The organism is Kitasatospora sp. NPDC029312, assembly GCF_055569215.1.
Genome location: NZ_JBVHXY010000022.1, coordinates 13,817 through 28,233 on the forward strand (window position 1 = coordinate 13,817; position 14,417 = coordinate 28,233).

13 protein-coding genes and 2 pseudogenes are annotated in these 14,417 nt (G+C 68.5%); 5 read left to right on the forward strand and 10 right to left on the reverse strand.

Going from position 1 to position 14,417, the window contains the following annotated elements; translation table 11 throughout:
- Positions 1–16 precede the first annotated feature (16 nt).
- The 5 genes from ACZ4WV_RS19285 to ACZ4WV_RS19305 form a co-directional block, all read right to left on the reverse strand.
- On the reverse strand, positions 17–1,054 hold the full coding sequence (locus ACZ4WV_RS19285; protein WP_465748186.1) for a DUF2637 domain-containing protein: 1,038 nt from the start codon (positions 1,052–1,054) through the stop codon (positions 17–19).
- Positions 1,051–1,614, reverse strand: coding sequence for a WhiB family transcriptional regulator (locus tag ACZ4WV_RS19290; RefSeq protein ID WP_465748188.1), 564 nt, complete (start codon positions 1,612–1,614; stop codon positions 1,051–1,053). The genes ACZ4WV_RS19285 and ACZ4WV_RS19290 overlap by 4 nt, the downstream gene beginning before the upstream one ends.
- Before the next feature lie 110 nt (positions 1,615–1,724).
- On the reverse strand, positions 1,725–2,432 hold the full coding sequence (locus ACZ4WV_RS19295; protein ID WP_465748190.1) for an ATP-binding protein: 708 nt from the start codon (positions 2,430–2,432) through the stop codon (positions 1,725–1,727).
- Positions 2,432–3,481: a hypothetical protein gene (locus tag ACZ4WV_RS19300; protein ID WP_465748192.1), complete on the reverse strand. Its 1,050-nt coding sequence runs from the start codon at positions 3,479–3,481 to the stop codon at positions 2,432–2,434. Before ACZ4WV_RS19300 ends, ACZ4WV_RS19295 begins: the two co-directional genes overlap by 1 nt.
- 1 nt (position 3,482) lies before the next feature.
- Positions 3,483–3,719, reverse strand: coding sequence for a transcriptional regulator (locus ACZ4WV_RS19305; RefSeq protein ID WP_465748194.1), 237 nt, complete (start codon positions 3,717–3,719; stop codon positions 3,483–3,485).
- Positions 3,720–4,532: 813 nt separating this feature from the next.
- Here ACZ4WV_RS19305 and ACZ4WV_RS19310 point away from each other — a divergent pair.
- Positions 4,533–5,414 (forward strand): helix-turn-helix domain-containing protein, encoded by an 882-nt coding sequence (locus tag ACZ4WV_RS19310; RefSeq protein WP_465748196.1) that lies wholly within the window; start codon positions 4,533–4,535, stop codon positions 5,412–5,414.
- A gap of 26 nt (positions 5,415–5,440) precedes the next feature.
- Here the strand turns inward: ACZ4WV_RS19310 and ACZ4WV_RS19315 are convergent, their stop codons facing one another.
- The 4 genes from ACZ4WV_RS19315 to fabG all read right to left on the reverse strand — a co-directional run bounded on the left by ACZ4WV_RS19315 (position 5,441) and on the right by fabG (position 8,857).
- On the reverse strand, positions 5,441–6,007 hold the full coding sequence (locus tag ACZ4WV_RS19315; protein ID WP_465748198.1) for a hypothetical protein: 567 nt from the start codon (positions 6,005–6,007) through the stop codon (positions 5,441–5,443).
- Positions 6,004–7,254, reverse strand: coding sequence for an MAB_1171c family putative transporter (locus ACZ4WV_RS19320; RefSeq protein ID WP_465748200.1), 1,251 nt, complete (start codon positions 7,252–7,254; stop codon positions 6,004–6,006). Before ACZ4WV_RS19320 ends, ACZ4WV_RS19315 begins: the two co-directional genes overlap by 4 nt.
- Before the next feature lie 15 nt (positions 7,255–7,269).
- A complete protein-coding gene (locus ACZ4WV_RS19325; protein WP_465748202.1) occupies positions 7,270–7,824 on the reverse strand; it encodes a hypothetical protein in 555 nt (184 codons plus the stop codon).
- Positions 7,825–8,152: 328 nt separating this feature from the next.
- Positions 8,153–8,857: a 3-oxoacyl-ACP reductase FabG gene (fabG, locus tag ACZ4WV_RS19330; RefSeq protein ID WP_465748204.1), complete on the reverse strand. Its 705-nt coding sequence runs from the start codon at positions 8,855–8,857 to the stop codon at positions 8,153–8,155.
- Between the two features lie 418 nt (positions 8,858–9,275).
- On the opposite strand from fabG, the gene ACZ4WV_RS19335 reads away from it, so the two are divergent.
- The 4 genes and pseudogenes from ACZ4WV_RS19335 to ACZ4WV_RS19350 all read left to right on the forward strand — a co-directional run bounded on the left by ACZ4WV_RS19335 (position 9,276) and on the right by ACZ4WV_RS19350 (position 13,240).
- Entirely contained in the window at positions 9,276–10,088 is an 813-nt protein-coding gene (locus ACZ4WV_RS19335; protein WP_465748206.1) for a helix-turn-helix transcriptional regulator, read from the forward strand.
- A gap of 433 nt (positions 10,089–10,521) precedes the next feature.
- Positions 10,522–10,766, forward strand: a pseudogene (locus ACZ4WV_RS19340) (P-loop NTPase family protein); the annotation flags it as partial.
- Positions 10,763–11,316: pseudogene (locus tag ACZ4WV_RS19345) on the forward strand (cytochrome P450); the annotation flags it as partial. The pseudogenes ACZ4WV_RS19340 and ACZ4WV_RS19345, both read left to right, overlap by 4 nt.
- A gap of 136 nt (positions 11,317–11,452) precedes the next feature.
- Entirely contained in the window at positions 11,453–13,240 is a 1,788-nt protein-coding gene (locus ACZ4WV_RS19350) for a S9 family peptidase (RefSeq protein WP_465748208.1), read from the forward strand.
- Here ACZ4WV_RS19350 and ACZ4WV_RS19355 read toward each other — a convergent pair.
- Positions 13,218–14,231 carry a hypothetical protein gene (locus ACZ4WV_RS19355; protein ID WP_465748210.1) on the reverse strand — a complete coding sequence of 338 codons (1,014 nt, stop codon included), beginning with the start codon at positions 14,229–14,231 and terminating at the stop codon, positions 13,218–13,220. The two genes, ACZ4WV_RS19350 and ACZ4WV_RS19355, sit on opposite strands and share 23 nt — an antisense overlap.
- Positions 14,232–14,417 lie beyond the last annotated feature (186 nt).

Consider the following 14,417-nt stretch of genomic DNA (forward strand, 5'->3'; position numbering starts at 1 on the left):
GGCGGTCGGGTGGCGGTCAGTTCCGGTCGGCGGTGACCGGCTGACCGTGCTGTTCGCGCAGCTGTGCCATCAGGTGGGTCAGGGTCGCGCTGGACAGCGGTATTTGCTGACCCCGGATCGCCTCGGCGACCACCCGGCGGGTCAATTTGTCTTCCTTCCTGACCGCCTGCCGGGCGATCTTCAGCAGGTCCTCGGTGTCCACGTCAGGACGGCGGTCACCGTCCAGGTCAGTGACCGGCGCAGCGGTGACCGGGGCCGTGACCGGCTGACCGGTGGCCTCGACGAGGCTGACCTGCGGGGCGGTGATTAGCGGCCGGTCGGCCGGTCGGCCAGTGACCGCCCGGACGGTGTCCGGATGACCGCCCAGGTCGGAAGGCTTGGTCAGGCTGACCGCACTGACCGAGGTCGGCTGCGGCTTCGGGGTCGGAGCGGCGACCGGGCGGCTGACCGGCTGACCGGAGGCGGGGTGACCGGCGCTGTCCCGGCTGGCGGTCAGCGCGACCGGCTGCTCGGGCAGTGTGGCCTCCTCGGTAGTGACCTGGCCGCAGTCAGGGGTGACCTGGCCGGGGTCGGCCTCGGCCAGTCGGTCGCTGTGACCGCCCCGGTCGGGGCTGACCGGTCCGCGGGCGATGAGGATGTAGAGGTGGACGGCACCGGCCAGGGCGAGCGGGGCGATGGTGGACAGCACCGCGACCACGGTGTCGCCCAGCCGAAGGCCCGCGGCGGTGTTCTGCTCGTTCAGCCGGACGGCGTGCAGGGCGTTGGCCCACAGGCTCGTCCCGGTGGCCGCGCCGAAAAGCGTCCACACGTAGGCGCGGGCGCGCAGTGGTGCGGTGCGCAGGACGAGCAGGGCGCGCACCCCGTAGGCGATGAAGCCGTCGACGATGACCGGGAAGACGTAGGTGAGGAAGCCCCTCACGTGGATGGCGATGGCCATCTGCTGCAGCGCGTCGTAGGAGAGCGCGCAGCCGGCGGTGCCGAGGGCGATGACGACGGCTCGGTCCCAGCCGGTGACGTGGACGGCGGCGGGGATGGTCGCGGTGGTGGTGCTCATGCGGCCGTCCCGAAATCGTCCCGGTTCAGCTGGTCCGCGGTACCGCCGGTCGTGGCGGTGCTGGCGACGTCTTGGGCGATCTGCCGGTGGCGGATCACGCGGCGGGTTTCGCGGTAGAGCTTGAGGGCGTGCTCGGGGGTGATCTTGAGGAGCCAGGCGAGGCGTTCGACGGGGACGTCCTGGCGGTATCCGGCGAGGACGACGGCGCGGCGCTCCGCCTTCGTGATGTGGATGTCGCGTCCGGCGAGGGTGGCGTTGACACGGCTGTAGTCGAGGCGGTCGTTGATCTTGGCGTGCAGGGGTTCGCGTTCCTCCTCGGTGAAGCCGCCTCGGATGCCGTGGGTGTCGCCGGTTTCGAGGGCGGCGTCCAGGCAGGCGCGGGCTACGGGGCACTGGGCGCACAGGGCCTTGGCGGTGGCGATCTTGTCGGTGTCCTCCGGCCCGGGGAAGAAGGTCTCCGGGTCGACAGGGTTGTACTCGGTCGGGGTGCAGACGGCCTGGTCCTGCCAGGTGTGGTCACCGAGGGCGCGGTGGCGGCCGGGACGGGTCGTGACGGTCATGCGGGGTTGCTCCGATCGCTCTCCGCGCGCGAGGTCGGCGTCGGCGGAGAGGGCGCTGGGTCGGTGAAGGTCAGGCGGTTCGCCGTGGGGCGGCCGGGCGCGGCGGCGACTCAGGCGGCGCGCTGGAGGCGTCTGCGGTCGACCGGCTCGAAGGCAACCCGGGTGGTCATCTGGGCAAGCCGGGAGGTGACGCGGTCACCGAGGCAGGTACGCAGGTCCTTGATCGGCAGGTTGGTGGTGATCAGGGTCGGGAGCATGTGGTTGTAGCGGCGGTTGATGAGCCGGTAGGTCTGCTCCTCGACGAACTCGGAACTCTTGGCGGCGCCGAGGTCGTCGAGGAGCAGCAGCGGCACCCGGCTGTAGGCGGTGAGTGCCCGCTCGGCGTCGGTGTCCGAGCTCGGCCGGAGCTCCGCGTAGAGGTCGGCGGCGGTGGTGGCGCGCCAGCGCACGCCGATGCCAGCCTGTATCAGGGCGCGGACGGCGCCGTACGCCTCGTAGGTCTTGCCAGCGCCGACGACCCCGGCCATCAGCAGGCTGGGGCCGGTGGCGACTTGGCGGCGGGCGCCAAGGCTCGGGGCGACGGCCTGGTCCCCGACCTGCCGCGCCCAGGCCAGGACCTGCGGCTGCGTGGCGAGCGCGTCGCGGTAGCGCGGAGGCATCCCGGCGGACAGCGCGTCCTCCGGAGAGTACGGCTTCGTCTCGTCCGGGAGGGCGTCGACCGTGGCCTGGGTGATGCCCCGGGTGGCGAGGATGCGGGCCATCCGGTCGAGCACCGAGGGGGCGTCGGCGAGGGTCTGCGGGTCGCGGTGGGTGCGCATCACAGCTCCTCGGCGTAGGCGGCGACGGCGTCGACCGGGTTGGTCCACGCCTGGTGGGCGGGCACGTTAGGCCGGAATCCCGGCCGCGCCAAACCGGCGCCTCGTGCGTTCATGGCGTCGTTGACCAGGCTCGGCAGCCGGGAGGGGTGGCCCTGGATCTCGGCGAAGCGCAGCATCCCGGCGCGGACGTGCTCGGCCGCGATGCCCTCGTCCAGCAGTGTCTTGACGACCTTGCCGAGGTGACTCAGCACGCTGCCCGGCGGGCGCTGGCTGCACGTGGCGACGTACTCGCCGATCAGCTGGTTGGCCGAGACGGTGTCCGCGTCGGGCGCCCGGCGCCCCGTAGGGAAAGAAGATCCAGGATCCAAGATCCTAGATCCAGGCGCCGAGAGCTCCGGGAGGCTTCGGCGAGCGTTCCGAGAGCCTTCGGCGAATGCGGTTTGACCTGCGGATTTTCGAGGAGACGGAACCGGCTCGCGGTCGGCGTCAATCGCCGGATCCACCGTTTCGACGGCGTCGGGAGCCGTCTGCGCCGGAGCCGTCGGAAAGGGCTCGCGCTGCTGGTCGAGGGCTACTGGAGTGTTCGCCGAGGTTTCGGCGAACACTCGAGGAGCACTCTCGGCGTCCTCGGCTGCGGTTCCCGGGGTGTCGGCGAGGGCGGCCCGCTGGATGCAGGAGCCCTTGCAGACGCCGCACCGCTCCGGCTCGCAGTGCGGGCAGGCGGGCAGCCGGGAGAGACTCGGCTTGTCGATCTTCTGGTGGTTGCGCCAGGTCGGGTAGTGGAAGTACCGGCGGCCGTCGCACCCGGTGTACCGGCAGATCGCACCGACACCGGCGAGCTGCTGGAGGTGGCCCTCGACGTCGGCTCGGGTGATCTCCTCGCGCATCGGCCAGATGAGGCCGTAGACGACCGCCGCGTTGTCGCGGTGGCGGCCGTGGTCGTCGGCGTGGTTGGTCATGCCGAGGAAGGTGAGCATCGCCGGTATGGACACCTCGGCGAGCGTCTCGCTCACCCAGGTCTCGGGCTTGACGGAGCGAATGCGCGCCATGTCAGCGGCCCCGGACCGTGGCGAGGGCGAGCTGCCCGGTGGTGAGGTCGAGGCTGTGCGGGCACGTCCAGTCTGCCTCGGGCCAGGTCCGCAGCACCCAGCGGGCGGCGACCTTGGTGGTGTTGCGGCTCAGCGCGAGCTGCTCGCCGTGTTCGTCGATCGCCACCGTGTAGGGGTGGGGCCACTGGCGGTTGGGGTCAGTGAGGCTGACGCGGATGGTGACCGCTCCGGGGATCATGTCCGCAAGCTGTGCTCCGAGCCGCTGCTGGCTCGGGCTGGGCGCCGCGAAACGGGTTTCCCTGGGCAGGGCGGGCATGCGATACTCCGTGGTTCGTAGGAGCGCGTGCGGCGGTCTCTCGTGCAAAAGAAGTCCCGCCGCCCGCGTGGTTGTGAATCGGCGCCTTTGCGGCGCTGGCCCGGCGTCCAGGAGTTGGTAGCTCCAGGACGCCGGTCTCATTTCTGGCCGTGGCCTACGGCATCCGCCGTCCCTTCCGGCCTGCCCGCTATCGCGGCGGGACCAGAACCATAGGGCGACCAGGGGTCACACATCCACCCCTTAACTCGCAGGTCACAGAAGGCTTTTCCACATGCAGCTCCCTGAGGCGCACTCCCGGCCGGCCGCTGGGCAGCTGTCGCGGATCTCCCGCGCCCGAGCGGTGGTAGCGCTCGATTCGCGGGATGGATCGATCCGACGCCGGCCGGACGCCCTCCGATACCCAACCGAGCTTCATACCTTGCGCTATCGAAGGGTGTGCGATACTCCGGTATCGAGAATCATGACGGGGCTGCCTGGCGACAGGCTGCGGTGCCGAACTCACCTGCGTCTCCAATTGCCGGCGACAACGGACCCGTCGTGGAATCTCCAGGCCAGGTCCAGCCAGCCGGACCCAGAGGCCCGGCGAGGGTTGATTGGGGCGAGGATGCGCTGCCTGCAGGTAAGACAAACAGCACTCCGATAGCGCACAGTATGCTACATGCCTACAGCTATCAAGCTGATGGTCGGGTCGTTTCCCAGAATTGATAATCGCCAGCCGCCACCAGGAGTATCCGGATGCCCGCTCGCCGCTTCGACGGACAGGAAGTCCGCCGCGCCCGCAGAGCCCGCGAACTCTCTCAGGAGGCCCTGGGACGCGCTGAGGGTGTGGGGGTAGAGCAGCCCACGGTCGCGAAGTGGGAGAGCGGGACCACGTTTCCCGAGCCGGAGCGGCTGCCCGCCATCGCGCGGGCGCTCGGCGAGCCGCTGAACACGCTGTTCCCGCGCGACGGTGAGCCAGATCTTGCCGACTTGCGGTGCGATGCCGGCTACCCGCAGAAGAGGACCGGCGAGCTGATCGGCGCCAAGTCGCATATCCCGGTCAGCAACGCGGAGCGGGGGGTGCGGCGACTCGCCGACTCCTACGTCCCGCGCCTCGCCGAGGCCTACGGCGTCACTGAGAAGCAGCTCCTGGCAGCGCAGGACCGATCGTTCGGCGTCATTTCTGAAGCCCCGGTCGGCGCGCCGCCGGCTCCGCGGACTCTCGCTGAGAAGCTCACGTACCTGCTGGAGACGACCTTCCCAAGCGGCCAGCCGACTGATGCCGAGATCGCGGCGGCCGTCAACGGTCACGCCGGCGTTGACGTCATCTCCGCCAGCGCCGTGAAAGCGCTGCGTACGGGTACGCCCCCACCCTCCGAGGTACTTGCCGGGCTTGCGGCCGGCGTCGTCCTGGAAGGCTTGGCCGAGTTCTTCGGGGTCACCCCGCTCTATTTCCAGAGCGACGAGCAGTTGGAGCGCCAAGTCGCGGACGCCATCCGCCTGCTGGCCCTTCGCGGAAGCGCCGACGACTTCGCCCTGGCAGCCCGCGGCGGCCAGGGTGGCCTCGACCCGGCGATGCTTGCCAAGATCAGCGCGATCGTGGCGGAGGTACAGAAGAACGCGGACCCCCGCCGCTGAGGCGAGGGCCCGCTTCGGTCAGTTCTTCACCAGAGCCAGGCTGTGGCGGTCGCGGCGCCGAGCGCGGCGCCCGCCACGGTCTGCGCGACGGTGTGGTACTTCAGTGTCACCCGCGACCAGCAAACGGCAACGACCAGCGGAGACGCGGCGATCCACCAGGGTGAGTGGACCACGGCCAGCATGGTGACCACCGCGCTGGCGACCGCACTGTCCACGGAGATCTTCCAGGCCGTGTTGACGGCGAGCAGAGCCACGGTCATCGCCCATAGGGCGATCATGGCGACGAGGATGTCGTGCGGAGCGTGGCCGAGGACCATCACGAGGGAACCGACGCCGATCGAGCCGAGGATGACGCCGAAGATGGGCGCTCTCTTGGTGCGGTCGACCACGTGCCGGTCGCCCCAGGTCCCCCGCTTACGCTCCCACTCGATGTAGGTCGCCGGGATGATGCCGGCGCACAGTGCCGCCAACAGGCCCCAGCCGATGCCTGTCCAGTTGCCGGCGGCAGCAGCGCCCAGACCCGTCAGCCCTGTCAAAAGGACGTTGCGCGGCTGCAGGACGTCGGTGACGGTTCGGGCAACGGTGGCGCTCACAGGGCCAACTCCTCTACGGCCATGGCCTGTTCTTCCGCCTCGGCGGTCTCAAGCAGCTCCCGGATCTGGAGCTCGGTCGCCGTGGCGTACGCCTCCTCGACGCGCAGCAGCCAGGACACCTCCGCGTTCGGGTCCGCGATCGGCTTGCTGGGCAGCGCGGGCGCCGCCGAGGCGCTGCGTCGGCCCTCTCGGGCGTTCAGCAGCGCCGCCTTGATCCACATCGCCTCGGCTGCCGCTTGCGGATCGGTGCTCCCGTCCACGGCCGCTTCGATCACGGGGAGCAGGACAGGCGAAGTGTGGTGGCGCAGTAGCTCGACCACGTCCGCGATGTCCTGGGTCCACCGGTCCAGCCGCACGTCCATCGGCGGGTCGGCGCGAAGGACCTCGCGCCAGCGGCTCACCGGGCGCTGGAACGGGATGCCGGGGAATGCGCTGACCAGGTCGTGCCACAATGGGTAGAGGTGCCACAGGGCTCGCCAGGACCTCCACCGCGAAACGGCGGCGTTGGTGGTCGGGATGCTCACCCCGGCAGCGAAGATCAGGAAGAGCAGGATCTGCATGTACTCGGTGTAGACGCCGAGCCTGTGGTCGAAGCCAGGGTCGAGCGGCTCGATGATGGTGATCCACATGAACGTCGTTCGGATCAGGACGTACGCCACGCCGATGGCCATGGAGAGGGCCATCAGGCCCAGTCCAGTACGAAGCAGGCGGGTCTCGGCTCGGCGCATTGCGCTGGACCACTGGTAGCAGGTGACGGCAGATGAGGCACCCAGATAGACGTAGAAGATCGTCTCGTACAGGGTCGCGCCCCACTGCCCCGCGTGGTCGGGGACGAAGTCCACGCTCGGCCGGCCACGGTTGACCACGCTGAAGAAGAGCACCGTCATCAGCGCCAGCTGCCCGATCGCAGCCTTCCAGGCGACCCGTTCGATCCAACGCGCCACGGCCACGTGTCGGGGGATGACTTCCTGGTCGGTCTTGCCGTAGCTCGCAACAACGTACGTGAGGATCGCCAGGATCGCTCCCGTGGACACGTAGTGCTTGAGCAGGACCGACAGGTCGACGATTGGCTGGTGGTTCATCAAACGGATTACGCCGGGGCTCTTGAGCCAGAGCGCCGCAGCGAACCCCATGTAGCAGCCCCAGAGAGCGCGCCGGTGCGCATCCCCGTAGAGGACGGCCGGCAGCCGCCAGACCGCGACAGCGGTCATTGTGGTCGCGGCGGCATAAGCCGAGAAAGCTAGCACGGACGATCTTCCTTCTTACTTTCGGCCGCGCCGAGGCGCGGCCACGGGGTGGGACAGGGTGGACTCCAGGAGGCTGACCATGTCGCCCCCAGACCCGGCGGGGAACTGGCGCCGAACGATGCGCTTGATCAACGAGGCGGACAACTCCGCTTCCCTCTCCTCGCGAGTGTCATAGCGTGCGCGGCCTTGGACGACGCCCCCACTGCCCATCCGCTCGACCAGCCCCTCACGGACGTACGCGGGGACGAGCTGCCGCAGTTCTTCCCCGCCGAGACTGGTGCCATGATCGAACCACTCGTGCACCAGCTCGTGCAATTTCACGTGGTTGGTCTGGTTCTGCGTGGGGCGCGGGCGGTAGAGAATCAGGGAGAACTCGTCCGTTCGTATGCGTAGGCCGCAAGCCGTGCGCAGATCGCAGCTGCGACTATCAAGCGGCACCATCGTGATGGTGCGACTGGTGACCGCCTCCATGTTGGCCACGAGCCCCTCGATAGTGAACGGCTCCGGCAGCGGCAGGTCTGCCAGCTTTCTTTCGCACTCTCGGCGAAGCCGGCGCATCGTCGTCAGCATGCCGGCCAGCTCCCCAGCAACCGCAAGGCTTGTTGCGCACAGAAGACCCTGCCATCTCTGGTGCCCGCTACTGGCGGGCTCGACGATTGGCCGTCCGGCGGCTGAGGCGCCGATTGTTGGAGGGTAGACACCGGGTCCTCATGGGGGTCGGTCGGTCAAGGTGCAATGCTTGCCAGCGGGTCCTGCCAGCCGCCGGGGGACGCTTGGGGCGCGGCAAAGTGATCACCGCGTCGTTGCAGGACGAAGGTGGTCGCCCCAGCGCGCAGGTTGTCGAGTCGGTCCTGGACGTCCCCTCGCACGCCCAGGACCGATGACGTCTATGGCAGGGTCAGTGGCCCATTCCGGCGCCGCCGTCGACGGGAATGACTGCACCCGTCAGGTATCCGGCGGCGTCGCTTGCGGCGAATGCGACCGCGGCTGCGATCTCCTCGGGACGGGCCATGCGTCCAAGCGGAACGCGCTGGACGAGCGTCTCGCGCTGTTCCGGAGTCAAGGCCGCGGTCATGTCCGTCTCCGTCAGGCCCGGGGAAACGACGTTGCTGGTGATGCCACGCGGCCCTAGTTCGCGAGCCAAGGAACGGGCGAACCCGATCAGACCGGCCTTGGACGCGGCGTAGTTCGCCTGCCCGGTCTCACCGGTCATGGCGACGGCACTGGAGATGAACACCAGTCGGCCGTACTTGCCGCGGAGCATCCCTCGCGAGGCCCGCTTTGCCGCCCGGTAGGCACCCACGAGGTTCGTCTGCAGCGTCGCATCGAAGTCCTCTTCGGCCATCCGCAGCAGCAGGGTGTCCCGGGTGATACCGGCGTTGACGACAAGGATCTCCACCGGCCCGTGCTGGTCCTCAACCTGTGCAAAGGCCCGGTCAACCGACTCCGGTGAGGTCACGTCGCACTGCACTGCCAGGAGGCCCTCCACCGCCTGCCCACTGCGGGACGTGACCGCCACATGGTGTCCGTCCGTAGCAAGCTTCCGGGCGACGGCCAGGCCGATGCCGCGGCTTCCGCCTACCACCAGAGCCGAACGGGACATGGGGGAACTCCTTACCTGTGGCGCAGATCGCCGAACTCGTCTTACAGCCCCCCGACGTGCTCACGATGCCAGGGCGGGACGGGAACTCGCACTTCCAGAACTCCGACTTCCGGAAGTGGCAGTTCCGGAAGTCGGAGTTCCGAACTGCCCGCGCTGAGTACAGAGAGTAAGAATGATCAAGAATTTCAATCGCTGGAAGCTTCGAGGTCAGCTGCACCTGAACAGTGGGCACTTGACATGCCATAAGGTGATCCAGGTAAGTGGTTTACGCCTCCTAACTCATCATCATTTCGAGAAATCCCCAACGCGATACGATGCAAGCCCTCTGTGGCGCCTCGGATGTGGCCTTTCCCACACAGGCCTTGATCCACACCGCTGACGCCCTGGAGCAGTTCGCTGGCTGACATAGAATCGCTCCATGCGCACCGACTACGAGCGTCTCGCCGCTCGCGACGAAGAGCTCGCCAGCATGGTGCAGCGGTGGCGCCGAAGAATGGATCCCAATGCCATTCCCGGCCTTCACCGAGGCCCTTCCCGCCGCAAGCGAGAACTTTCCAAAAGCGAATTGGCTCGACTGACTGGCGTCAGCGATAAGTGGTACGGAAAGCTGGAGAATGGGGAAGCGGCCCAGTTCTCCGATCAATTCCTTGACCGCCTCGCATACGCTCTCCGCCTGAGCGACGCGGAACGGATCGGCCTGTACCACAAGGCAACTGGCCGGGCTCCAGCCCCGAGGGGGCCGGAGCCGGACGCAATGGCCGCTATGGACGCCGACATGCAGCGCCTCCTCGACAAAGTGCTGCCAGACCCTGCCTACATCTCAGATTTGGCATGGAATGTCGTTGCACACAACAACCCGTCGCGTGAAATGTACCCCTGGGTCTACCAGCCGAACATCATGAGATGGGCTTTCCTTTTCCCCGAAGCGCGCGAGCAGCTTGTCAATTGGAAGGAATCCTGGGCCCACCCCTTCCTCGCCCAGATCCGGACGGCCGCCGCCCAGTATCCCGAAAACGATCAGCTGAAGTCTCTTGTCAAGGATATTCTGGAGGGCTGCCCGGAGGCCCAGGAACTGTGGGACCGGCACGACTTCTACGAGCACCCCGACGGCGATATCCGCAAAATGCGTATTCCCCACGGTGGAGCCAAAGAAGTTCCCGTGCGCATCATGGCCCTGGCTCCACTGAGAAATAAGCAATTGCGGTTCATCGTGGCTTTCCACGGCCTCTGATCAGTCCCCGCAGGCCCTGTCCATTCTGCGGTCGGCGATGGGGCCGGTGTGCAGCCGGAGGCGCAGGGGACATCCAGGGTGCCGGGGAGTCATGAACGCCTTGGCGTAGAGGCTTCAAGGTGGCTTCGGTGCTGTCGTACTTGCCAAGGACTCGGAAGGTCCGGGCAAGCCCGCGGATGAGGAGATCTGCGCTGCCAGCGGGCATGGGCTGCTGCCTGCCCGCCTCCTCGGCCCGATCTGTCGGAACGGCGAAAGTCGAGTGATGACGGTCACGCGAAGGATCACTTCGGCCAGTCGTCTCTCCGGATGCGTCTCGTCAGGCAGTGAGCCTCATGACCGGCGCCCGCCGGCACTGGTCCTTGCCCTTCCCTCGACAACGTGACCGCTCAGTGGGCGATGTCGGCGAGCGCCGGTGGCGTGGCCCAGACGAGGACTGGAACCCCCGGCGACCCGCCTGAGCGTTCTACGTGGCAACTCCGCTTCGGGGAAGCCGGCCACAGCAGCTGAGCTCCGCCGACTGTTCGGCCGCGGTCTTGCCTTGGTCGGTCAGGACAACCTCCGCAGGGTCCGGCGCGAACGCGACCGCCCTGGGCTGCAAACATCGGTCTGATCGAGACTGTCACTCGCTACGCCCTCGACGCCGGCTACCACGTCGTCCTCGGAGGCACCCTCGCCGCGACGGCCAGGACAAGCTCAGCGAGGAGGAACTCGTCTCCCTCGCGGTGCTCCTGCTGGTGGCCGGCCACGAGACCACCACCCACCTGATCGGCAACGGCCTCCTCGCACTGCTCCAAGCCCCGGACGCACTTCACCACCTGCGCGAGACACCCAGCCTGGTCGAGCCGGCCGTCGATGAACTCCTGCGGCTCGACTCCCCGCTGAGCACGGCCACCTTCCGGTTCACCACCGAAGCGACCACCCTCGGTGGCGCGGAGATCCCGGCAGGCTGACCGGTGCTGATCACCCCTGGCGCTGCCAACCGCGACCCTGCACGCTTCCCCGAGCCGGACCGGCTCGACCTCGGCCGAGACACCAAAGGGCACCTCGCGTTCGGGCACGGCATTCACCGATGCCTCGGGGCTCCGTTGGCGCGGGCGGAGGGTGAGATCGCGCTTCGGGCACTCATCACGCGCTTCCGCAGCTCCTCCTCGCCATCCCCCACAGCGAACTGCACTGGCGGCACACACGGTTGATGCGAGGACTGGAGTCCCTGCCAGTCGTGCCGTGAGAGGAACGGGCAAGGGCAGAAAACCACCGTTGTTTGCCTCGAAGGCCTTTTCGATCTACGGCCGGGTTCGGTGGTTCTCCGGTCAGCGGATAGCCTATCGGCAGCTGGTAGCGCACGCTGAGAGGACCACGACCGTATGACCGACGGCACCGGGCTCTCGCCCGAGTGGGTGGCCCGCAAAGTAGTGGCGTTCGACGAGCTTCGCTCGGCGTCAGGCTCACTGTGGTGGCTGCAGTCCGATCCTGATAACGGCGGCTGCCGGCGGGTCATGCGCGCCAGCTGGTCGGGTGTAGCCGTCGCGGTGACGCCCCCCGAGGTCTCGGTCGGAGGTCAGCTTCATGCCTACGGCGGCGGCGACTTCGCCGTGACATCGGAGGACGTCTGGTTTGTCGGTGACGACGGTTCCCTCCTCCGGCAGACCGCTGGCCGCGCGCCGGAGCGGATCGGCTCGGTCGTCGGGTCCGCGCAGTACGGAGACCTCACTCCGGCCCCCGATGGCGGTCTGCTCGCGGTTCGCGGAAACGACACCGCGGACGAGATCATCGCCGTGTCCCGGACCGGGCACGCCCGGGTGCTGGTTCGCTCCCACGGCTTCCTCGCCAGCCCTCGGCTCACCGCGGACACTCTGGCGTACGTTGAGTGGCCGCGCGACCAGATGCCGTGGGACAGCACGCGCCTGCTACTGGCCGGCGTTCGATCGGACGGCGTCGGGACAAGCAGGGTCGTCGCGGGCGGCCCGAGTGAGTCGGTGGTGCAGCCGTCGTGGGGACCTGACGGCCTGCTGTACTTCATCTCAGACCGGACTGGGTGGTGGAACCTGTACCGGCTACGCGACGGCGTAGTGGAGGCGGTCGCGCCGGTCGACGCGGACTGTGCGCCGGCACCCTGGGAGGGTGGCTACGAGTCGTACGGGTTCGCCAACGACGGCACCGTCGTGCTGACGGTGATGAACGGGTTCACCACCGAGTTGCTCGTCGTCGACGCCGAGGGCGGTCGGCGACAGGTCGGCTCGAATCTCACGTCAGTGAAGCCGTACCTCGTCATCGAGGACGGACTTCTGGCCGTGGTCGGCTCCACCGCGGAGAGTCCGCCGACCATCTGGTCGGTCGACCTGGCAGCACGGACGGACGCCCTGGCCCTCCCGACAGGCAGGACGGCCGAGCTCCCTGCGCCCTGGACACCGGTGCCTCCCTCGGTCGAGACCATCGCGGGTCCTGGCGGCCCGGTGCGGTACCTACTGCACCTGCCTCCTGGGAAAACGCAACCGACTCCACTCCTCGTGCGGGCGCACCCAGGTCCGACCGACGATGTACCGCTTCGACTGGACTGGTCGGTTCAGTACTTCGTCAGCCACGGCTTCGCCGTTGCCGAAGTCCTCTACCGAGGCAGCACCGGTTGGGGGCGCGCCTTCCGCCAGTCGCTGCACGGGCACTGGGGTGACTTCGACGTCGACGACTGCGCGGCCGTCGCGGAACATCTCCTGGCGGCTGGCCAAGCGATGCCCGGAGCGGTGTTCATCGGCGGAGCGAGCGCGGGCGGGTACACGGCGCTCCGGGCCGCCTGCCGTCCGGGCCCGTTCACTGCCGCGACAGCCATCTCGGCGATCATCGACCCCGCACAATGGGAGCTGTCCGTGCCGGCATTCCAGCGTCCGCACGCAGCTGTGCTGCGATCCCCGGCGGGTGCGGTGAGACCTGATCGGATCCGCTGCCCTGTGCTGGTGGTCCACGGCTCGGCCGACACGATCACGTCTGCGGAAGAGGCCATGCGCTTCGCCGAGGAGCTGACCAGCCGCGGCGTTGGCCATGCCGGCCTGCTGTTGGAGGACGGCGACCATTACCTGTCGGCGCCCTCTGCGCGGGAGCGGGCGCTCCGCGCCGAACTCGACTTCTATCGGAGCGTCATGAGCCGCCTGTCAGCATGACCGCCAGCCTGTCGGCCTCCGGGAGCACAGCCCGCGCAAACTCGCAGAGCTCTCGGACTGCGCCGTAGTCGGCGTGCGCCTGCAAGGCCGCCAGGACGCTGGCCACCCGTTCGACGCACCGGCCTGATCCTGTCCTGGCGGCATAACCGACAGCATCGTGACCGACCGCGCACGCCTGGTCGACGTCCCCGCTGCGCAGCCAGGTCGCGGCGAGCAGAGCCGCGTCGATTGCGCGCCGGCGGACCCTGTCCTTGCCGATGCCGTCCAGGGCGTCGGCAAGCTGGACTCTGGCGTCCGGCGCGCGGCCGAGGTCCTGGAGGCAGTGCGCGGCCTCGTCCGCGAGGTAGGCGTGGGTGAAGTAGCGGATCCAGGCAGGTTCGTCTTCCTCGCTGGCGGCGTCGAGGAGCTTCTCGGCTTCGAGAATCAGCCGGGTCGCCTCGCTCTCCCTGAGCATTCTGGCGTTCGCTCGGGCGACGACGGCGGTGATGGCCGCCCGCGTGGCCGGGCTCGCAGCGGTGCCAGCCGCAGCCCGGGCGGAGGAGGCCCACCGCAGAGCGGTTTCTGGGTTACCGCGGTGCAGAGCGAGGTGCCCGAGGTTCACCGCCACGAGGTAGGCGCCGTACGCCTTGTCGCCGGTTGCCATCGTCAGGGCCAAGGCGCGCTGGTAGTACTCCTGAGCCCGGTCGGGGTTGCCGATGTCGACGGCCTGGTATCCGGCCAGCTCGCAGAACCCAACCGTAAGCTGGGCACGTTGACGCGCGACGTATTCGTCGACGGCAGGCCGGCGCAGCAGGCCTTCGAGTTCGGTGTCGATGTAGGAACTGACCTGCCGCCAGTGCTGACGGGCCCCGTGGGTGTGGTCGAGCTGGCGGAACATGCCGAGCATGCCGGCCGCGACAGCGACGTCTTCTTCCGTGGCCCACAGCGACAGAGCAGGAGTGGAAGTGTTCGAGTTGACGGATGCCCAATCGCTGATGAGGGCGTCCATCATGGCGAGCCGCTCTCGGGGATCGCTGTTGGACGCGGCTCCGTGCGCGCTGGTTCCTGGTCCTGGGGGGGGGGGGGGGGGGGGGGGGGGGGGGGGGGGAGGGGCGGGGGGGGGGGGGGGGGGGGGGGAGGGAGGCGGAAAGGACCGCGCAGGACGAAGGGCCAACCAAACCAACCGAAAGAGGGGAGG